This is a genomic window from Chryseobacterium sp. T16E-39 (assembly GCF_002216065.1).
Taxonomy (GTDB): domain Bacteria; phylum Bacteroidota; class Bacteroidia; order Flavobacteriales; family Weeksellaceae; genus Chryseobacterium.
The window spans coordinates 3,027,492-3,047,258 of the sequence record NZ_CP022282.1 but is presented as its reverse complement, the minus strand read 5'-3'; the positions used below and the strand labels follow the sequence as shown (position 1 = coordinate 3,047,258).

The window sequence follows — 19,767 nt, the reverse complement described above, 5'->3', positions numbered from 1 at the left end:
CTGCTGGACTCAAACTCTATGTGGCTGCAGGTAGTCATTATATGCTTCATAAAAATAAAAACAAACAACAAGAGGTATTTGTAGATAGCATAAACGTATATGTTTAGAAAAACAAGCTTGAAAGGCAAAGACTACAAAATTGAAATGGAAGCTAATCAGTTTGCCGCAGCAATATTAATGCCTAAAGGCCTTGTTCTTCAAGTCTCTTTTAAGGAAGGCTTTTTTTTCTGTTAGATGTACTAAAAACCCTTACCAAAATAGATAAAGGTCTTTAATTATTTAAAAAAATAAACAGTTCTATTGTTTAGTAAATATCAAGTCCTTTGTTTCAGGTAAATAGATATTTATATCTGTACCACTTGGACATTTACTACTATCAATTATGATATCATCTGGACGATATTCCCAAGAGATTTGTGTTGAATTGATTTTTTTTAAGAAAATATCTCCCCAACCTACACCACAATTAGTACCACTATAGATTAATCTAACAGTATTTCCCGATTTCATATTACTACTAATAAGATAGATGCCTTGACTGTTATTGTTTTGAGTGTCTTGCAAAATCGTTCCTGTAGCATTTTTCACAATGTATTTCACCACTAATGCATCTCTATAGAATTGTTTGTCAATTCTTTTGACTATTCTTTTTTCTTCTTTATTAATAAATAAAGTAATTTCTTTTCCTTGAAAATTAGCTTTATATGTACCTATGTAAGGCATTAATTCGTTGTTTGAATCTTTAACATATGCATTTTCAGGAATGCTCAATATTCCTGTATTCAAAGGGATTATTTGTGCTTCGCATGATAGAGCACTAATAATGAAGCTGAATAATAGTATGGTCTTGAAATTTGTTATTATTTTCATATTTTTATTTTTATTTAAGAACATGGAGTTGGAGTAGGTTGGTTATTACTATTCAAATTTATGTTTTGAATTGTTCCCGTGCTTTCAATTCTTTGTAGATTGATCTTCCCTTCTAAATTCATTTTTTTTAAAATAGTAAAAAATAATTTTTCTGCTCCTAGATGATTTATCGAACCATCACTATTAATATATTGTGTTCCGCTTACTATGATTGAAGTCAAATCATTGGCTAAATCTCTATAATCATCTTTTAATTGTTTTAGTTGTTCTTGTGAAAAAGTTACTAATGCATCATTATAAGTTCCATTAAAAGATATCACATAATGCATGCCATTAGGAGCTACCATTCCTATATATGCATTACTAGCATTTGTAGGGTTTCCATTTCCTTGTGCTAATGCAAATTGCAAAAGTTGATCAATATCCGGAGGGGAAAGCATTGGTATACCCGTGGGTGTATGATTATGATAGCCTCCTTGATATCCTGTTTTATTACCAAAATCCACATTATGATCACCGCCGAGTTTTGTTGCTGAAGGAGTACCATCTGCTTTAAACATCACACCTTTTTCTCCTCCCTGTGTTGATTGTGTTTTCAGTTCAGCAATTTTTGACTTTATGTTAGGATTTTCTAAGTTACTTTTGGTTTTCTCACAAGGATTTGCATTTTGATTATTATTAGGAGTATCTCCACTTCCAGCAGTTCCTCCTGCGTCAGGATTATGTAGGCAATCTTCATAAGGTCCACATCCTCCTGGCGGAACCCAGCCGCCTCCTGGAGGTAAAGAACCTCCGCCACCCCCTCCTCCGATGGTAATAACTACAGTTTCTATATCACATGGAGGGGCACCATCAAAACCACATGGTCCTCCAGCTCCTTTATTTAAATTTTTATTTTTTAAATTGCTTTTTAAGTATTGAGCCCGGAATAATCCTAATATTTCATTATAATTGTCAGCATCAGAAGACATTTTTAGAAATTCTACCTGCGTATCATTCTCTTTTAAAACAGCGATAATTATTCCTCCTACAGTATAATTTTTGATTAGAGGAAAAAGAGTATATTTTTCTTTATTATTAGTTGTTATGTCCTGAGACCTAATATTAAATTCTACAAATTCATCAGCTATTTTTGATGAATTTTTCCAAGCTTTTTTAATTGATTTTAAAGTGTGTTGAACATTCTTGATTTCATCATAACGTTCTAATAAAGTTTTAAAGCCATTCCCATAGTTAACAGCTTCCTCTTTTTTAGAAGTAAATACCTGAAATTTTTTTGAATACTTTTCTTCTTTCCTGATGAAGAGGTCTTCTTCAGAGCTACAGGAGCCCATAAAGGTAACCAGTGCTATGGAAAGCACCAGCCGAATAATTAAATTTTTCTTCATTGATTGTTTGTGTTTTTACTTTGCTAATATAAAAATATTTTTTAATTCACAGTATAGGGTTTTCTGTGTCTTTTAATTGAGATGTTTTACTATGGAAATCTTTACTTTTCTATCTATTATAAAGTAAAGTTAGGAATTGAGTGCGCCAAGACTTGACGTATTAGATTTTAATCTATACTCACGGAAATTAAGTAGGCATAAAAAAAGACCTACATTTCTGTAAGTCTTTTTGCTCCTCCTGCTGGGCTCGAACCAGCGACCCTCTGATTAACAGTCAGATGCTCTAACCAACTGAGCTAAGGAGGAATTTTCCTTTGTTTTAAGTGGTGCAAATATAATATGAATATTAATATCAAGCAAGTTTTACACGCAATTATCAGTGATTTTAGACTAAATATGTGAATTTCAATAAGAAATATTTAACCTGTTTTGTAATGAAATTTAAATATCTTCAAATAAATGCCGAAAATACAGCTCCGGGGATTCTAAAAAACTCTTTGTAAGTTGATAGTGTTCGGTTTCTTTATAATGGATTTGTTGAATTTTATCGTCCAGTAGATAAACTTCTGCATCGGGATAGCTCATTAAAATAGGGGAATGGCTGGAAATGATAAACTGAGCTTGTCGGGACTTTTCTAATTTATGAATAATCGATAATAGGGAAAGCTGTCTTTGCGGGGAAAGGGCAGACTCTGGCTCATCGAGAATATAAATGCCTTTCTGAAAATGATTGTGGAATAATGATAAGAATGCTTCGCCATGTGATTGTTGATGCAATGATTTTCCACCATAAGCATCCAGAACCCTCCTGTCTTCCTGTGCTACCTCGTCAATATAGGTAGCGAAGTTAAAAAAGCTTTCCGCTCTCATGAAAAAACCTTGTGCGGTTTTTGTGTCCCATGAAAGTGTCAGATATTCTGATAGTTCAGATTCTGTTTTGTGGGAACTATAATTGTGATTTCGGTTGCCTCCTGATACGTTGAACCCACATTTTTCTGCAATGGCTTCCAATAATGTCGATTTGCCAATTCCATTTTCTCCAACGAAAAAGGTGACATTACTTCTAAATTTAAGATCCAATCCGTTGCTTAGAAAAGGAAGATTGAAGGGGAAATCTTTTGGATGATCATCATTTAAATAGATCCGGGATAAGTAAGGCATTGTATCTATATTATTTACTATTGTTAATCTCTGTCAAGCAAATTATATGCAAAAAATAGGGCTTACAGAAATGTAAGCCCTATTTTTATTTTAAATCTTTAAGTATTTCCTGAACTGCCCGTTCCAGTTGAGGGTCGTTATCCAACTGACGGTCCATAAAACTATTTTTAATATAAATATCCGGCTTTACACCTGTTTTTTCCAGATTCTGCCCGTCCAGAGTATAGGTACCCCATGAAGGAAGTCTGTAAGAAGAGTTATCTACGAGACCTTTTGATGAAGTGAAGATAATCCAGCGATAGGTATCCTGACCAATAATTTTTCCCAGTTTTAGAGCTTTGAAACCAGCCGCAGTTATTTCAGCATCACTTAGTGAACCTTCATTAATAAGCAAAACAATAGGTTTTCCTGAAGGGGCAAAGTTTGGTTGTGTAGTCATTTTTCCCTCACGGTATTTCCATTGTAAATAAGGCTTTTGTGCAAGGAAATTTAATACTTTATCATGTACATTTCCACCGGTATTATAACGGAGATCAAGAATGACGGCGTCTTTTCTGTTTTCCTGCTCTACCATATCTAAAAGAAAATGATCCAATTCATCAGTAGACATATTTTTCATGTATGAATAAGCAATACGGTTATTGCTGAGAGTATTAACACGTTGACGGTTGTTAAAGATCCAGTCATCATAAAGCAATCCTTTTAATTCCATATTTGAGACAGGATGCACTTTGGTGGTTATGTTTTTGCCGCTACGACTAAAGCTAAGGATCAACTCTTCCTGCTTTTTTGGACTAGTGAAATAAGCCTCACGGTTTTCATTAGAATCAACGTTTTTCCCATTTACAGTCAACAATTTGTCTCCCGGGTTAATATCAACACCTGAGCGGAATGCCGGAGATTTACGAACAATGCTTTCTACGGTATAAGGTTCATCTTTCTTAAATATAATTCCGGTTTCGTTGGTAAAATAATTCAGGTACCTGGTTTCTTCTTTTCCGGTAGAAGCAAACCCGATGTGTGAAGAGTTAAGTTCACCTAAAAGATCATTTAATAAAATTCTCAGATCATTTCTATTATTTACATAAGGAAGGTATCTGGCATATTGTTCCTTTTTTGCTTTCCAATCAATGCCATGAAACTTCTGATCATAAAAGTTTTCTTCAACACCAGTCCAGGCTTCGTCAAACATTTGAGTGAATTCTGATGCCAGATTTTTATCAAAAGTGTACTGGATGCTTATTTTCTCCGGCTTTAAAGCCGCCAGTGTCATTTTATAGATATTGCCTTCTATTAATGCAAAAAGATTTTTATCGTTTTTGGTCATATAGCTAGCCGCCTTATCGAAAACCTTCTCAGATTTGGCAGGTTCGAAATCAGTAAATACTTTTTTGAAAAGCTGTTTTTTTCCGTTATCCTGATTGGAATTAAAAAACAAGATTTCTTTCTTGTCATCTGCAAAAACAATTGGGTCATCCTGATATCCATATCTGTCAGTAACCATCTCGATTCTTTCCAATGCATTTTCAGGGTTAACCCTTAGTTCTTTTACAATGGGTTCCTTTGCTTCCTTTTTCTCTTTATTTTCCTCCTCCTTCTCACCTTTTTTTTCTTTATTATCCTTTTTATCCTCGTCAGTTTTGGTTTCTTTTTTCTCTTCAATAAAAAGCTTGTCAAATTTTTCAGATTTGTAGGGTTCATCAAACCAATCCAGCGCCATTCGGTAAATATTGGATTTTTGCATTCCTAAAGGATAAGACGGACTGGTTCTGTCGCTGGTAAAATAAATATACTTTCCATTGGGAGACCAGTAAGGGTCTTCTTCTGAAACACCGGTATTGGTAAGGTTTATCGTTTGACCTTTTTTAATGTTATAAATAAAAATATCCAGTTCGAAATTTCTTTTTGCTGAGAATAGTACATATTCATCATTGGGAGAAAATGAAGGGATTGAATTTTGAAAAGCCCAGATTTCATCATTTACGATCGTGGTAGAATTGAAATTTTTTAAATCTATTAACCTTACCTCGTCCCTTCCACTTAAATACACTCCTTTTGTCAGATCATGATTAAGGGTTAAATTACGGTTGTTACGCAAATCCTTTGTCAATTGTTTTACTTCACCTTTACCGTCTGCAGAAATGCTAAACCAGTTTTGATATCCTTTATCAGTTTGATTAAAAAGTAATGTGCGGTTATCTTTCAGCCATTTTACTTCCATGACGCGTTCTTTCCCATTGGAAATTTGTTGGGTGAACTTGCCCTCAATGTCAGAAACAAATAAAACACCTCTGCTTACAAAGGCCATTTTTTTTCCATCTGGAGAAACGTCATAATAAGAAATATTATTCTCGGTCATGAAGTTTTGCTCTTTTTCCAGTGTTTTGTTGGTGTTTAAGCTAATGCTCAGTGATTTTGTATTCTTTGTAGCGACATCATACGTATAAAGTTGGTAATCTTTTTCAAAAATTACTTTAGATCCGTCCGCAGAAACAAATGGCTTTTTGATAGAAGTGCTGAACTGGCTTAGCGCTACCTTCTTCCCATTTTCAATTTTATATAAATTGTATTCATTGTTATTTTCATCGGAAATAAAATAGATCACCCCGTTTTTATCTACAGTTGGATTGAAATCTTTCCCCTCGTAGTTTGTATACTGTTTGAAGGTATTATTCTTAGGGTTGAACCCTAAAATATCAGGATTGTTTTCTCCCTTGTAATGTTTTCTGTGAACTTGGTTCGCACTTTCTGATGAATTGGTGAAAAGATATTCGCCTGAAGGAGTCTCGGCAAGCCCATTCGTATTGTTGAAATAATTGTTAAAAAGTTTTTGCGGGGTTTTTCCTACAATACTCGTTTTAAAACTTCCAAAATTATTATTTCTGCTAGATGTAAAATAAATGGTTTTGCTATCCCATCCCCAGTTTTCTATTTCGTCTTTTCCGGTATGGAAAGTAAGTTGTTTGATCGTACCTCCTTCAGCAGGCATTACGTAAACGTCATAATTTCCATATTGATTGGAGCTGAATGCAAGCCATTTCCCGTCAGGTGAAACACGTGGATTGATTTCTTCTCCGTCCAAAGCGGTAATTCTTGAAGCATTTCCACCATTGGAATCTACTTTCCAGATATCTCCGTCATAAGCAAAATAAGCAGTTTTTCCATCAGGGCTTAATGATGGACTTGATAAAAAATAAGACTTTTCCTGGGCTGAAACCTGAATAGCGGCAAAAGCAGCTAATACCGAAACAAAAATTTTTCTCATGGGATATTTCAATATGTATACAAGATTGTAAAAGAGGGTTCTAAAAACCCCTTTACTAAAGAGTATGAAAACTTAATAATAAGTTACAAATATCTAGTATTTTTTAAAAAAAAGTAAAGAGTTCCGGGCAGTTAAATTATAGGAATTTGAAGAATATAAAGCAAAAAAAAAGACCTACATTTCTGTAAGTCTTTTGGCTCCTCCTGCTGGGCTCGAACCAGCGACCCTCTGATTAACAGTCAGATGCTCTAACCAACTGAGCTAAGGAGGAATGTCCTTATTTTTAAGTGGTGCAAATATAGGACGAATATCTATACCACACAAATTTTTCTTTTGAAAATTTGAAAAATCTTATAATTTTCCTGTAAATATTTTGAATATGTCGCTTCCGAAAATCAGTAACATCAAGCCTAACAGGAAGATAACACCAATCATCTGTGCGTTTTCCAATACCTTTTGAGGAACTGGTTTTCCAACAATAATTTCATATAATGTGAAAATAACATGTCCACCATCAAGCCCTGGAATAGGGATAAGGTTCAGAAATGCTAACCAGATCGAGAACATTGCTGTAAAGCTCCAAAACGCTGGCCAGTTAATCGCAAAACTACCATCTGCAGCTTTGTTTACAGGCATCGATTTCACAATTGCAATAGGTCCGCCTACATTTTTGTATCCTTGAATTTTAGAATTGAACATGATTTTGAATTGCTTTACCTGCATAGTTAAAGCTTCAATTGTTCTTTCAAGTCCTCTTGGGATAGATTCTCCAAAAGAATATTTTTTATCCGTTACTACACTTGCAAGACTTTTTTGATCAACTGCAATTCCCAACTTACCATTTTTATCTACCGGTGCAGAGATGGTCTGTTTTTCAGCACCACGGGTTACCTCGATACTGACTGTTTTTCCCTTGTTTTCTGCTAATGTTGAACTTACTTCATCGAAGAAGGGGGTAGATTTCCCATTAATTGCTATAATTCTATCGCCTTTAGCCAATCCGGATGCTTTAGAAGAAGGAGTTGCTAAAGAGTCAATGATCATCGGAATTCTAGGTGTAATGTACAGCTTTGCTTCTCTTTGTTTGATCACATCAGCTACACCATCTTCATTTACTTTGAATGTTACTTCTTTTCCATTTCTAAGAACAGTAACCTTGTCACTGAAAAGTATATTAATAGCCGAATTTTCCAATCTTTCTGCAGGTTTTCCATCTATAGAAACGATTTTATCACCACTTTGGAATCCCATTTTTTTACCAGCTTCCGTTACACCGATACCATTATCAAATTTGGTAAGATCTGTATACATTTCTCCATTAAAAAGAGAAAGGCAGCTGTATATTAACCAGGCAAGGAAAAAGTTTACAGTAACCCCACCCATCATAATGATTAATCTCTGCCAAGCTGGTTTTGCACGAAACTCCCATGGTTGTGCAGGCTGTTTCAATTGCTCCGTATCCATACTTTCATCCACCATTCCGGCAATTTTCACATATCCTCCAAAAGGAAGCCATCCGATACCATATTCAGTCTCACCGATTTTTTTCTTTACTATAGAAAAGTAAGGATCGAAAAATAGGTAAAACTTCTCTACTTTGGTTTTAAACCATTTAGCTGGTAGAAAGTGACCAAGTTCATGAAGAATAACTAAGATAGAAATGCTTAATATGAATTGAAAAATTTTAATTGCTAATTCCATTAATAAATTTTAGATTTAATTTGCAAAGGTAACAATTATCAAAACTATGCCAAATAAAAAAGCTCCTCATATAGAGAAGCTTTGTCATATATTAAGACTGTTTTTACAAATTTAAAGAAACTCCAAGGCTGCCATTGTTTCCAACTTCCGCAAATACCCCGATTTTTTCTGTGAAAAAGTAGCGGGCACCAATATGAGCACCAATTCCAAAATCTTTTCCCAGGATACCCAGATCGACACCCGGATAAATATCTAACTTTTCAGGAAGTTGTAATGCTTCTTTTAAATGAAAATTGACTCTTCCAAAAATGAAAACTCTGTTATCATTATCGTTGTTCTTATATCCGCTAAAATAACCATTTAAGCCCGCTCCTACGGAGATGAGTTTATTGAGACCATAATCGTAAGTTCCTGTAATCCCTGTTCCATAGCCCCAGGCACTAAAACCAAGCTGTATTTTCTGATCTCCCTTTCCATTCCATGCCTGAGCATTTATGGTAGCTCCACAAAAGATTACCATAAATATAAAAACCAATTTCTTCATAAATTTTAAACTTTAGATCTATTATTTGATAATAATCAGCTGCAAAAATAGAACCGAAATCGATTAAAAATCCTATTTTTATACAAGATTTTGAATGGTTTTATGAAAATTAAGGGATTAAATTTAGATATTGTCTGGAAAGATAAAAATGAAAACTTTCGTTTAATAGAAGAAGAGTTGAATGATCAGGAGGCTGATCTTTTTCTCTTACCTGAAATGTTTTCTACTGGTTTTTGTATGGATGCTTCTGAAGTTTCAGATAGAAATGAGGAAGCCCTGGAGTTTTTGAAGAAGATTTCAAAACAAAAAAATACAGCATTTTGTGGTAGCGCCCCTGTAGCAGAAAATGGAAATTTCTATAACAGAATGTATTTTGTGAAACCTGATTCAACAGTTGTTTTTTATGATAAAAGACATTTGTTTTCTTTCTCAGGAGAAGATAAAGTGTATACACCTGGAAAAGAAAGAGTAATCGTGGAATATAAAGGAATCCGGTTTTTTTTACAGGTTTGTTATGATCTCCGTTTTCCTGTCTTTGCAAGGAATAATGATGATTATGATGCAATTCTGTATGTGGCCAATTGGCCGGATAAGAGAGTAGGTGCATGGGAACATTTGTTAAAAGCCCGGGCTATTGAGAATTTATCTTATGTTTTTGGATTAAACAGAATAGGAACAGACGGAAATAACTTATTCTATCAGGAAAGCTCACATTGTTTTTTTGCTGACGGAAAAGAGATTGCTCAGAAGGATAAGAACATTGTATCTGCAGAATTGAGTATCGATGAGCTTGTGGACTTCAGAAAACATTTCCAGTTTTTAAATGACAGAGATCATTTTTCAATTCAAATTTAATTGAGAGGTAGTATAAAAAAAGCTGTGAAATTTCACAGCTTTATTCATATTGTTTTAAGAGTTGGGTTAAAGTATTGACATCATGGACGCCACTTTCCTTCCACAGAAGTTCTCCTTCTTTAAATATAGCTAGAGTCGGAACTCCTCTTACTCCGTATTGTGAGGCGATTGCAGGATATTGATCTACATCTACTTTGATAATTCGTGCTGCCTCGCCAACATTTTCTTTTACTGTAGTTAATACCGATGACTGGACTTTACATGGCTGGCACCATGTAGCAAAAAAGTCAATTAAAACAGGTCGTTCGGAATTAATAAGTTCTTTAAATTTTTCTGACATGATTTTCTGGTGTTTTTATTATTTGGGAGCGGCGTTTTCTTCCTGGATGGCTTTTACATTTTTCCAGCTTGTTCCATCGTAAACATCCACGCCATTTTTCTTTAAAATTTGCACAGCCTGATCTGCCTGTATTCCTTTATTACAAAAAACAACTACTTTTTTGCCTTTTAAAGAGCCGATATTGCTTTGAATATCTGCCAACGGAATATTAATCGCATTTTTTGCGGTTCCTTCTTTATATTGTTCAGGGACTCTTACATCTACTAAAGTAACATCATTGCTATTAACCACTTCTTTAATATTGGGTAAAGCGTTGTTTTGTGCTGTAGCTGTAGTTGATGTTTTACAAGCACTTAAAAGAGCAGATGTTACAAAGATAAATCCCCAGATTTGATTCCTCATACGTTCATTATAACGTTTTTGACTGGCAGACAAAGTCTGAAGTAGGTAATTTTTCTGTCTTTTTAATCCCGTTAAATCCACCTTCTATTTCAGTGAAATTTCTTATTCCGTGTGAGTTAAGTATGCTTGCAGCAATCATGCTCCTATATCCGCCCGCACAATGAAGGAAAAAATGTTCGGAATCATTAATTGAGCTTACCCAATCACTAATTGTATCTAATGGTTTGTTAAATGCATTATCAATATGTTCAGCTGCATATTCAGTAAGTTTTCGGACGTCAACTACAGTAGCTTTGTCATCAAACTGTTCTACAAATTCAGCAGGGGAGATTCTTTTTACTTCATCAATTTCTTTTCCTGAATCTTTCCACGATCTGAATCCTCCTTCAAGATATCCCAAAACATTATCAAATCCTACTCTGCTTAATCTGGTGATTACTTCTTCTTCCGTTCCTTCATCTGTAACTAATAACAAAGGATGTTTTACATCTACAATTAATGTTCCTACCCAAGGGGCAAAATCTCCTTTTAAACCTATATTTATAGAATTGGGAATGAAACCTTTGTGAAAATCAGCAGCACCTCTTGTATCTAAAATTAAAGCTCCGCTATCTTCTGCAAAATTTTCAAAATTTTCAACAGAGATCGGATTCAGACCCTTATCCATTACAGTATCTATGCTTTCATAGCCTCCTTTGTTTAGAGCGACATTCATCCCGAAATATTTGGGAGGAGCAGTAAGTCCATCCAATACTTCTCTTATGAAAGATTCTTTATCGGGTTGATTTAATGCGTAATTAGTTCTTTTTTGATTGCCAAGCGTATCTACTGTTTCTTTCTGCATGTTCTTTCCACAGGCAGAGCCCGCTCCATGAGCAGGATAAACCGTAATGGTGTCGTCTAAAGGAATAATTTTACTGTGGAGACTGTCATAGAGAATTCCAGCAAGGTCTTCCTGGGTAAGATTTGTTGCTTTCTGAGCAAGATCGGGTCTTCCTACATCGCCTAAAAATAAGGTGTCTCCTGTAAAAATTGCCGTTTCTGTACCATTTTCATCTATTAACAGATAAGTCGTACTTTCCATGGTATGGCCGGGAGTATGAAGAACCTTTATTTTTGCTTTTCCAACCTTAAAAACCTGGAAGTCCTCAGCTATTATTGCTTCAAACTTGGGATTAGCTGTGGGTCCATAAATAATTGGAGCTCCTGTCTTTTTGCTTAAGTCCAAATGCCCTGAAACAAAATCAGCATGGAAGTGAGTTTCGAAAATATATTTTAAAGTTACATTATCTTTTTCAAGACGATCCAGATATGGTTTTACCTCTCTTAGAGGATCTATAATTGCAGCTTCGTTTTCTGATACAATATAATAGGCTCCCTGAGCTAGACAGCCCGTATATATTTGTTCAACTTTCATTGGCTCTATTTTAAATTAAATTTTAGTTAAAGATACGAAGTATTAGATGAATTGTAAACGAAATGTTAAATCTGAATGATAGTTTCTTTCAATTTAGATTGTTTTTTGCTGCTGTAGGGAATGAAAGTTATTTATTTTCAAACAGAAAGGATTGATGATAAAAATACCAAATTGGTAGACTGTTTTTTGTCATGTTTAGAATGCAAAAATATTTATGTAAGGTGGAGATTTTAAGCATTTAAAGGCTGTGCCTGATCAGTTTATTTCTTTGTTGTGGTCAAATTATGCTGCTGTACATGAATTAGATGGGAGTGAATTAATTTAATAAGTAACTAAGAATCCAATTTTAATGGCATAATATTTTATAAAAAATTTTATATTTATAAGTTAAAAAAAATCAAATGGCAGATAAAAAACAATTTATTGATGAATTAAGTGCAAGATATACTCCAAAAGGAGAACACATAATATTAGGAAAGGGAATGCTTGATGGAGAGGTTATTACGGAGGTGAATGTAACTATTCCTTTGAAAACCATCAATCGTCACGGTCTTATTGCCGGGGCAACAGGAACCGGTAAAACCAAAACTTTGCAGGTTTTTGCAGAACAACTGTCTCATGCAGGAATTCCTTCTTTAGTTTTAGATATTAAAGGGGATTTTTCAGGGATTGCAGAAGCTGGTGAAATGAATCCTATCATCGAAGAAAGGTATGCAAAAACCGGACTTCCATATAATCCGCAGGCATTTCCGGTAGAGTTGATGAGTATTTCCGGTGGTGCAGGAGTGAAATTAAGAGCTACGGTAACTGAATTTGGCCCTGTTTTATTAAGTAAAATATTAGAATTAAATGATACCCAACAAAGTATCATGTCCATAGTCTTCAAATATTGTGATGATAAAGGCCTTCCTTTAATTGATCTGAATGATTTAAAGAAAGTATTGCAGTACGTTACTGATAACGCTCAGGGTAAGGCAGAACTATCTGCTAATTATGGTTCGATTGCATCAGCATCTTTGGGGACAATTTTAAGATCAATTGTTGCTTTGGAACAACAGGGAGCGGCTGGATTTTTTGGAGAGTTAAGTTTTGACGTTCAGGATTTGCTTGAGACAAGAGATGGTAAAGGAGTGGTCAATATTTTAAGAGTTGCTGATATCCAAAATAAGCCACAGTTGTTTTCTACATTTATGCTGTCTCTTTTTGCAGAGATCTATATGACTTTTCCTGAAGAAGGGGATAGTGGGAAACCAAAATTGGTATTATTTATTGACGAGGCCCACTTAATCTTTAATGAAGCTTCTAAAGCATTGCTTTCCCAAATAGAAACAATGGTAAAACTAATCCGTTCAAAGGGTGTTGGAATTTATTTTATTACACAGATTCCCGGGGATGTTCCAGAAAATGTTCTTTCTCAGTTGGGATTAAAAATCCAGCATGCCTTAAGAGGATTTACAGCAAAAGATAAAAAAGAAATTTCTAAAGCTGTTGAAAACTATCCTACAACAGAATTCTATAATGCTTCAAGCCTGATTCAAAATTTAGGAATAGGAGAAGCTTTTGTGACTGCTTTAGATGAAAAAGGAATTCCTACACCTTTGGTTCATACCTATTTGATCTCTCCGGAATCCAGAATGGATGTTCTGAATGATGCGGAGGTTTCTGATCTGGTAAGTAAATCTGCTTTAGTTGCTAAATATCAGGAAGATATAAACAAGGAATCTGCTTACGAAATGCTGACTAACAGAATGGAACAAGCTGCGCAGAATCCAGCTCCTACTCAAAAATCAAGACAGGTAAAAGAAGAGCCTGGTATGTTTGAGCAAGTGTTGCAAAGTAAAGCGGGAAGAACATTTACTTCTACATTAATGAGAGAGGGAGCAAAAGCTGTTTTAGGAATGTTTGGGCTAGGAGGCAGAAGAAGATAAAGAAAATTGATTAAAGTTCAGATCTAATAACCATGGAAAATTTATCATCAATTTACTTTACTGGGCTAAATATGCTTAGCCCGATTAGAGTTATTGTTAATGATGAATTTCTTTTTTTTGATATATTTTTTATTATTTTAGCCGGATTGCCTTTGTTGATCAATGAAAAACGGATGTATCAATTGCTTGGGAGAATAATTTCTTTTGTTAATGTATGCATTATTTTAGCTTTGAATAAATGGAAGCAGCCTCTCCGAGCTTATGGCATGGATTATGTGTTAAGTCTTTTGACACCTGGCTTTGGATTTTTAATGAATAGTACTATTAGAAAAAGCCGTATAAAAAATATTATTATAACATCAAGTTAAATGTATTCAATTATAGATATAGAAAGTAATGGTGCAGGATATAGACATGAATGCATTATAGATATTGCCATCTATCGATACGATGGGCAAAAAATTGTTGATCAGTTTATTTCTCTGGTCAACCCTGAAAGTGATATAACACCATTTGTTCAGAAATTGACCAGTATAACTCCTAAAATGGTCAAAACGGCTCCGAAATTTCATGAAATTGCAAAAAGAGTTATTGAAATTACCCAAAATACGACCCTGGTAGGACATAATATCGACTTCGATTACAGGATGCTCCGCCAATCGTTTAAAGGCCTTGGTTATGATTTTAAAATCAATACTTTAGATACTATTCCTTTGGCTAAAAAACTAATTCCGAATGAGGCGAGCTATTCTCTTGGGAAGCTTGTGAAATCTTTGGGAATTCCTTTAACGAATCATCACCGTGCAGACGGAGATGCCAGAGCAACATTGGAGCTTTTTAAACTTTTAATTTCAAAAGACACGGAAAATGAAATTATACAGGAACATCATGATGAGACTAACGCAAAAACGTATATCAATAAAATCAAGCAGTTAACGCAGGATTTACCTAATGAGAAAGGATTTGTTTATTTTCAGAGTGAAACCGGTAAAATTATATTTTCTGAATATGTTCAGGACATCAATAAATTCTCAAAGAAAGTTTTTAATTCAAAATCTAAAAAGTGGGAACTTATCCAAAATGATGTAGAACAAATTAGTTTTGAATTAACTGGAAATGATATTATTGCGAAACTGATACTTAATTCAAAAAATATAAAGAAAAGGGAAGTGTTACCTTTTGGACTTTATTATAAAAATAATAAATACATTGTAGAGAAGAATACTTTGAATAAAGACTCCAGACCTCTTTTGAGATTCAGATCTTTTACACAGGGGGCAAAAGCAATTCAATTTATTGGGAGTCAAAAGGAATATGATGATGTGAATGTCTTTAAAAAGAAAATTGATTTTAAAAAAAGGAATGAACTTTGGCTGGGGCCGGGACGAAAGCTGGGTGAAAAGTTATTTTTAATTATTGAAAACGGAAAGGTTATATCTTTTGGTTTTTATGAGTTATTTACCCAGATACAAACTTTGAGTAAGTTAGCTAAATTGAAAATTGACCTTCCTTTATCTTCTGCGGATTTGAATAATGAATTGCAGTTGGCTCTGCTTCGTGGTGATTTTGAGACACTACCATTACCCAAATGATAAAAATCATTTTTCTTAAAATAAAAAATAAATAGTATTTTTGCAAAAAATAAAAATAAGCAATGCAATATTTTAAACAAATCAAAACTGGAAAAAAGGGAGCCGTAAGGTTTTCTAAGGTTTGGAACATGTAGAAGAGTTGTCTTGCATAAAAATAATTAATGTGGCAGACTCTTGAGCAAAGATTCTGCCTTTTTTTATGTTAAAATGAAATTATGAATTCAAAAGAATTATTAAAGATCGCCAATGAGTTTGGCACCCCGGTGTATGTTTACGATGCTGAATCCATCAAAACCCAATACGAAAAACTTACATCTTCTTTTTTAAAACACACAAAGTTCTTTTATGCCGCAAAGGCGTTAACAAACATCAATATTCTAAAGTATGTCAAGAACTTGGGTGCTTCTTTGGATTGTGTATCTATTAACGAAGTAAAGCTTGGCTTAAAAGCCGGATTTCCTAAAGAAAAAATACTGTTTACTCCCAATTGTGTAGATCTTGCTGAAATTGAAGAGGCAATGCAGCACGGAGTACATATTAATATTGATAATATCTCTATTCTAGAGCAGTTTGGAAATAAATATGGAAATACGTATCCAATTCTTGTAAGGATCAACCCTCATATTTTTGCAGGAGGAAATTATAAAATCTCAACAGGACATATCGATAGTAAATTTGGTATTTCAATTCATCAGGTTCGCCATATTGAAAGGGTGATGAAAAGTACCAATCTTAATGTAGAAGGTCTTCACATGCATACGGGAAGTGAAATCAAAGATCCAGACGTTTTTTTACAGGCGTTAGAAATTATGCTTGAACTTTCTGAGCATTTCCCTAATCTAAAATATCTTGATATGGGAAGCGGTTTCAAAATCCCTTATCAGGAAGGTGAGATAGAGACTGATGTGAAAACATTAGGTAAGAAAGTAGAGAAAGTAATTTCTGATTTCTCTAAAGAAACTGGGAAAAAATTTGAATTATGGTTTGAACCTGGAAAATTTTTAGTTGGAAAAAGCGGATATCTTTTAGTAAAAGCTAATGTGATCAAGCAGACTACTGCTACCGTTTTTGTGGGGGTTAACTCGGGATTCAATCATTTGATCCGTCCTATGTTTTATGATTCTTACCACACCATTGAAAATTTATCAAACCAAAAAGGGCCCGAGAGAATTTATACTGTGGTCGGGAATATCTGTGAGACAGATACCTTTGCGTGGGATAGAAAATTGAATGAAGTAAAAGAAGGTGATATTCTTGCTTTCCATACAGCAGGAGCATACGGCTTTGAAATGAGTTCTAATTTCAATTCGAGATTAAAACCTGCTGAGGTGCTTTTCCTGGATGGTAAGGCTCATCTTATCCGTAAAAGAGATGAATTTGAAGATTTATTGAGAAATCAAATTGAAGTAATCTAAATCAAAATATAAAAGACTCCGCAAGAAATTGCGGAGTCTTTTTTTGATGTTAATTACAATAAATTAACAGATAGCTTCTATGGAAATCCTAAAATAATTAATTAAATTTATAGGATGTGAATGTTCAAAACTGAAAAAATAGTAGTCAGTTGATATTCATTTTTATGTTTTCGAACACAAATAACAAACACAAAAATAGTAATTATGGCAAAAAATATAGCAGAACAGATTGTTGAAATGCTTGAAAAAGCAAATGTAAAAAGGATTTATGCAGTAACAGGTGACAGCCTTAATCATTTGAATGTTGCGGTAAAAAAAAGCAGCATCAAATGGATTCATGTTCGACATGAGGAAGTAGGGGCATATGCTGCAGCGGCAGAAGCAGAATTAGATGGTTTTGCTGTATGTGCGGGCAGCAGTGGACCTGGGCATGTTCATCTTATCAATGGAGTATACGAAGCACACCGATCTCATGTTCCTATGTTGGTTATCGCCTCTACAATTCCCAGCGATGAAATGGGAACAGATTACTTTCAGGAAACCAATACCATAAAGTTATTTGATGATTGCAGTTATTATAACCAAATGATCACAAGACCTGAACAGGTGCAGAGAACAGTTCAAACCGCAATCCAGCATGCAATTTCTAAAAAAGGAGTATCTGTAATCGGGCTGCCGGGTGACGTTGCAGAAATGGATGCAGAAGAAGCTACAACATCAAATCAAATATTCAGAACCAATCCTGTTGTTCGTCCTTCGGATGAAGAATTAAACGATTTAGCCAAACTCATCAATGAAAGTGGAAAAGTAACTATCTATTGTGGAATTGGAGCTGAAAAAGCCAATTCTGAGGTAGTGCGATTGTCACAGATTTTAAAAGCACCGGTAGGATATTCATTCAGAGGTAAAATGGCTATCCAGCCCAACAATTCAAATGAAGTTGGTCTTACAGGTTTGTTGGGCTTCCCTTCCGCATATCATGCAATGCATGACGCTGACCTTGTTCTTCTCTTAGGGACAGATTTCCCCTACCAAAAATTTATGCCGGTAAAGAATAAAATTGTACAGATTGATGAAAGTCCAGAGAGGTTAGGAAGAAGAGCTAAGCTTGAACTTGGTTTAACAGGAGATGTAAAAGAAACGATTAAAGCACTACTGCCATTATTAAAAGAAAAAACAGATGATCATTTCCTGAATCAGCAGCTGGAGTTTTATAATAAGGTAAAAGAAAACCAGTTAGCCTATGTAAAAGATTTTGGAAAAGAAAATGCCATTCAGCCTGAATATGTAGCACATACTTTAGATCGCGTTGCAAAGAGTGATGCGATCTTCACCGTAGATACGGGGATGTGCTGTGTCTGGGGAGCGAGGTTTATAACAGGAACCGGGGAGCGTAAAATGTTGGGATCATTTAACCATGGTTCTATGGCGAATGCAATGCCGATGGCAATTGGTGCATCACTAGCTTATCCCGGTCGACAGGTGATTGCAATGTGTGGAGACGGGGGACTGTCAATGTTGCTCGGTGATATGGCAACAATTTTTCAATATAAACTGCCTGTAAAACTGATTGTTTTTAACAACCGAACCTTAGGAATGGTGAAACTGGAAATGGAAGTAGGGGGAATGCCGGATAATGAAACGGATATGATTAATCCCGATTTTGCAATGGTCGCTCAGGCAATGGGATATCCTGGAAAAAATGTTCACAAACCGGAAGAAGTAGAGTCTGCTATAGAAGAATGTTTGAATTATAATGGGCCATACCTTTTAAATATTTTCACTAATCCTAATGCTTTGGCCTTGCCTCCGAAAATAGATTTCGATCAGGTGTTAGGAATGACCAAGTCTATGGCGCAGCTGATGTTGGGTGGGAAAATGGAAGAGGTTTTGGAAACTGTGAAAAGTAATTATAAGCATATCAAGGGACTGTTGTAAACTGTAATTCTAAGCGGATCTTTACGTTAACAACAAAACAAATTCTATTTATAAACTCTATGCGAAGGTATAGAGTTTATTGGTAATTAGAATGTGAATATTATTTTTTTGATCTATTGCAGGATACTATTGGAATTTTTTTCTTTGCAAAATATTTCAGTAATTATGAGTAAAGTTTCTCTGTTTTTAACAACCATATTCTTTTCGTTCTTTATTAAAGCTCAGGTTTTAGATGAATATCCTGCGAATCAGGATTTCTACAAGGGAGGGATGGTTAGCTTTTATAAGGAAGCACATGATTACCTTACCCGTAATAACTCTAAAGAATGTGATCCAAAAGAAATATATCAGCCAAGAATTCTTATAACGAAAGAAGGATTGGTGAAGCTGGTGAAAGACAATGATACTGCAAATATTGCAAAAAATAGATGTGCTTATAATCTATCTATGGATCTTATTAAAAATCTAAAAAATTGGAAGCCAGCTGAAGTTAAAGAACTAAAAGTAGGAGGAATTGCAGAATTTATTTTTTATCCAAAAGATGTGATGAGTGGTTATAAAGAAAATTATAATGCTAATAATTTTGTGATGAACGCTCAATATCCAAATGGACAGAAAGCTTTTGAGAAAGATTTTCACGATAATTTTATGTCACTTTTTATGGATTACGGAATACATGGTTCTATTAATTTAGAATTCTATGTTAGTGAAAAAGGAAATATTGTTAATCCTCGAATATATCCATCTATATTTAATAGGAACTTTAATCTGGATTTTATGAGAACTCTGGCAAGATTGAAAAAAACCTGGAAACCAGCTTTATACTCTAATATTCCGATTAAACAAAGAATTGGATTTCCTTTAAATTTTGAGGTAACGTATCAAGAAAGATAATTCTGCCATTCTGGCACAATATTTTGTATCTTTGCAAATTCATCATTTAAAGTTTGG

Annotated in this window: 16 protein-coding genes and 2 tRNA genes; 7 read left to right on the top strand and 11 right to left on the bottom strand. The window is 34.5% G+C overall.

What is annotated here, in order from left to right; translation table 11 throughout:
- Nucleotides 1–297: 297 nt before the first annotated feature.
- The 8 genes from CEY12_RS13680 to CEY12_RS13645 form a co-directional block, all read right to left on the bottom strand.
- Complete coding sequence (locus tag CEY12_RS13680; protein ID WP_157676822.1) at nt 298–870, bottom strand: hypothetical protein; 573 nt, start codon at nt 868–870, stop codon at nt 298–300.
- Nucleotides 871–884: 14 nt separating this feature from the next.
- Nucleotides 885–2,258, bottom strand: coding sequence for a hypothetical protein (locus tag CEY12_RS13675; RefSeq protein ID WP_089028216.1), 1,374 nt, complete (start codon nt 2,256–2,258; stop codon nt 885–887).
- Between the two features lie 232 nt (nt 2,259–2,490).
- Nucleotides 2,491–2,564: transfer RNA gene (locus CEY12_RS13670), tRNA-Asn, on the bottom strand.
- A 135-nt stretch (nt 2,565–2,699) separates the two neighbouring features.
- Nucleotides 2,700–3,419: an AAA family ATPase gene (locus CEY12_RS13665; protein ID WP_089028215.1), complete on the bottom strand. Its 720-nt coding sequence runs from the start codon at nt 3,417–3,419 to the stop codon at nt 2,700–2,702.
- Nucleotides 3,420–3,504: 85 nt separating this feature from the next.
- Nucleotides 3,505–6,684: a S41 family peptidase gene (locus tag CEY12_RS13660; protein WP_089028214.1), complete on the bottom strand. Its 3,180-nt coding sequence runs from the start codon at nt 6,682–6,684 to the stop codon at nt 3,505–3,507.
- Nucleotides 6,685–6,878: 194 nt separating this feature from the next.
- Nucleotides 6,879–6,955, bottom strand: a tRNA-Asn gene (locus tag CEY12_RS13655).
- A gap of 80 nt (nt 6,956–7,035) precedes the next feature.
- A complete protein-coding gene (gene rseP, locus CEY12_RS13650) occupies nt 7,036–8,385 on the bottom strand; it encodes an RIP metalloprotease RseP (RefSeq protein ID WP_089028213.1) in 1,350 nt (449 codons plus the stop codon).
- Between the two features lie 103 nt (nt 8,386–8,488).
- Nucleotides 8,489–8,929 (bottom strand): DUF6646 family protein, encoded by a 441-nt coding sequence (locus tag CEY12_RS13645; RefSeq protein ID WP_089028212.1) that lies wholly within the window; start codon nt 8,927–8,929, stop codon nt 8,489–8,491.
- A 102-nt stretch (nt 8,930–9,031) separates the two neighbouring features.
- Between CEY12_RS13645 and CEY12_RS13640 the strand changes: the two genes are divergently transcribed.
- Nucleotides 9,032–9,784, top strand: coding sequence for a nitrilase-related carbon-nitrogen hydrolase (locus CEY12_RS13640; protein WP_089028211.1), 753 nt, complete (start codon nt 9,032–9,034; stop codon nt 9,782–9,784).
- A gap of 40 nt (nt 9,785–9,824) precedes the next feature.
- Here CEY12_RS13640 and CEY12_RS13635 read toward each other — a convergent pair whose 3' ends face one another.
- From CEY12_RS13635 to CEY12_RS13625, 3 genes are read right to left on the bottom strand one after another with little or no spacing between them, the layout of a single operon-like run.
- Nucleotides 9,825–10,124 carry a thioredoxin family protein gene (locus tag CEY12_RS13635; RefSeq protein ID WP_089028210.1) on the bottom strand — a complete coding sequence of 100 codons (300 nt, stop codon included), beginning with the start codon at nt 10,122–10,124 and terminating at the stop codon, nt 9,825–9,827.
- An 18-nt stretch (nt 10,125–10,142) separates the two neighbouring features.
- Entirely contained in the window at nt 10,143–10,526 is a 384-nt protein-coding gene (locus tag CEY12_RS13630) for a rhodanese-like domain-containing protein (RefSeq protein WP_089028209.1), read from the bottom strand.
- Nucleotides 10,527–10,533: 7 nt separating this feature from the next.
- Nucleotides 10,534–11,943 carry an MBL fold metallo-hydrolase gene (locus CEY12_RS13625; protein WP_089028208.1) on the bottom strand — a complete coding sequence of 470 codons (1,410 nt, stop codon included), beginning with the start codon at nt 11,941–11,943 and terminating at the stop codon, nt 10,534–10,536.
- Nucleotides 11,944–12,344: 401 nt separating this feature from the next.
- Here CEY12_RS13625 and CEY12_RS13620 point away from each other — a divergent pair, with 401 nt between their 5' ends.
- The 6 genes from CEY12_RS13620 (at nt 12,345) to CEY12_RS13595 (ending at nt 19,710) form a co-directional block, all read left to right on the top strand.
- The gene (locus tag CEY12_RS13620) at nt 12,345–13,871 is read left to right on the top strand and encodes a helicase HerA-like domain-containing protein (protein ID WP_089028207.1); all 1,527 of its coding nucleotides are present in this window, start codon (nt 12,345–12,347) and stop codon (nt 13,869–13,871) included.
- A 32-nt stretch (nt 13,872–13,903) separates the two neighbouring features.
- Nucleotides 13,904–14,239, top strand: a complete 336-nt coding sequence (locus CEY12_RS13615) for a hypothetical protein (RefSeq protein ID WP_157676821.1) — start codon at nt 13,904–13,906, stop codon at nt 14,237–14,239.
- Entirely contained in the window at nt 14,240–15,463 is a 1,224-nt protein-coding gene (locus CEY12_RS13610; RefSeq protein WP_089028205.1) for a PolC-type DNA polymerase III, read from the top strand.
- Between the two features lie 215 nt (nt 15,464–15,678).
- Entirely contained in the window at nt 15,679–16,878 is a 1,200-nt protein-coding gene (lysA, locus tag CEY12_RS13605) for a diaminopimelate decarboxylase (protein WP_172821038.1), read from the top strand.
- 204 nt (nt 16,879–17,082) lie between these two features.
- Nucleotides 17,083–18,816 carry a thiamine pyrophosphate-dependent enzyme gene (locus CEY12_RS13600; RefSeq protein WP_089028203.1) on the top strand — a complete coding sequence of 578 codons (1,734 nt, stop codon included), beginning with the start codon at nt 17,083–17,085 and terminating at the stop codon, nt 18,814–18,816.
- A 165-nt stretch (nt 18,817–18,981) separates the two neighbouring features.
- Nucleotides 18,982–19,710: a hypothetical protein gene (locus CEY12_RS13595; RefSeq protein ID WP_089028202.1), complete on the top strand. Its 729-nt coding sequence runs from the start codon at nt 18,982–18,984 to the stop codon at nt 19,708–19,710.
- Nucleotides 19,711–19,767: the final 57 nt, after the last annotated feature.

Excerpts from the sequence above, each read along its gene's own strand:
- CEY12_RS13680 (WP_157676822.1), bottom strand. The coding sequence starts at position 870 with ATGAAAATAATAACAAATTTCAAGACCATACTATTATTCAGCTTCATT.
- CEY12_RS13675 (WP_089028216.1), bottom strand. The coding sequence starts at position 2,258 with ATGAAGAAAAATTTAATTATTCGGCTGGTGCTTTCCATAGCACTGGTT.
- CEY12_RS13665 (WP_089028215.1), bottom strand. The coding sequence starts at position 3,419 with ATGCCTTACTTATCCCGGATCTATTTAAATGATGATCATCCAAAAGAT.
- CEY12_RS13660 (WP_089028214.1), bottom strand. The coding sequence starts at position 6,684 with ATGAGAAAAATTTTTGTTTCGGTATTAGCTGCTTTTGCCGCTATTCAG.
- rseP (WP_089028213.1), bottom strand. The coding sequence starts at position 8,385 with ATGGAATTAGCAATTAAAATTTTTCAATTCATATTAAGCATTTCTATC.
- CEY12_RS13645 (WP_089028212.1), bottom strand. The coding sequence starts at position 8,929 with ATGAAGAAATTGGTTTTTATATTTATGGTAATCTTTTGTGGAGCTACC.
- CEY12_RS13640 (WP_089028211.1), top strand. The coding sequence starts at position 9,032 with ATGAAAATTAAGGGATTAAATTTAGATATTGTCTGGAAAGATAAAAAT.
- CEY12_RS13635 (WP_089028210.1), bottom strand. The coding sequence starts at position 10,124 with ATGTCAGAAAAATTTAAAGAACTTATTAATTCCGAACGACCTGTTTTA.
- CEY12_RS13630 (WP_089028209.1), bottom strand. The coding sequence starts at position 10,526 with ATGAGGAATCAAATCTGGGGATTTATCTTTGTAACATCTGCTCTTTTA.
- CEY12_RS13625 (WP_089028208.1), bottom strand. The coding sequence starts at position 11,943 with ATGAAAGTTGAACAAATATATACGGGCTGTCTAGCTCAGGGAGCCTAT.
- CEY12_RS13620 (WP_089028207.1), top strand. The coding sequence starts at position 12,345 with ATGGCAGATAAAAAACAATTTATTGATGAATTAAGTGCAAGATATACT.
- CEY12_RS13615 (WP_157676821.1), top strand. The coding sequence starts at position 13,904 with ATGGAAAATTTATCATCAATTTACTTTACTGGGCTAAATATGCTTAGC.
- CEY12_RS13610 (WP_089028205.1), top strand. The coding sequence starts at position 14,240 with ATGTATTCAATTATAGATATAGAAAGTAATGGTGCAGGATATAGACAT.
- lysA (WP_172821038.1), top strand. The coding sequence starts at position 15,679 with ATGAATTCAAAAGAATTATTAAAGATCGCCAATGAGTTTGGCACCCCG.
- CEY12_RS13600 (WP_089028203.1), top strand. The coding sequence starts at position 17,083 with ATGGCAAAAAATATAGCAGAACAGATTGTTGAAATGCTTGAAAAAGCA.
- CEY12_RS13595 (WP_089028202.1), top strand. The coding sequence starts at position 18,982 with ATGAGTAAAGTTTCTCTGTTTTTAACAACCATATTCTTTTCGTTCTTT.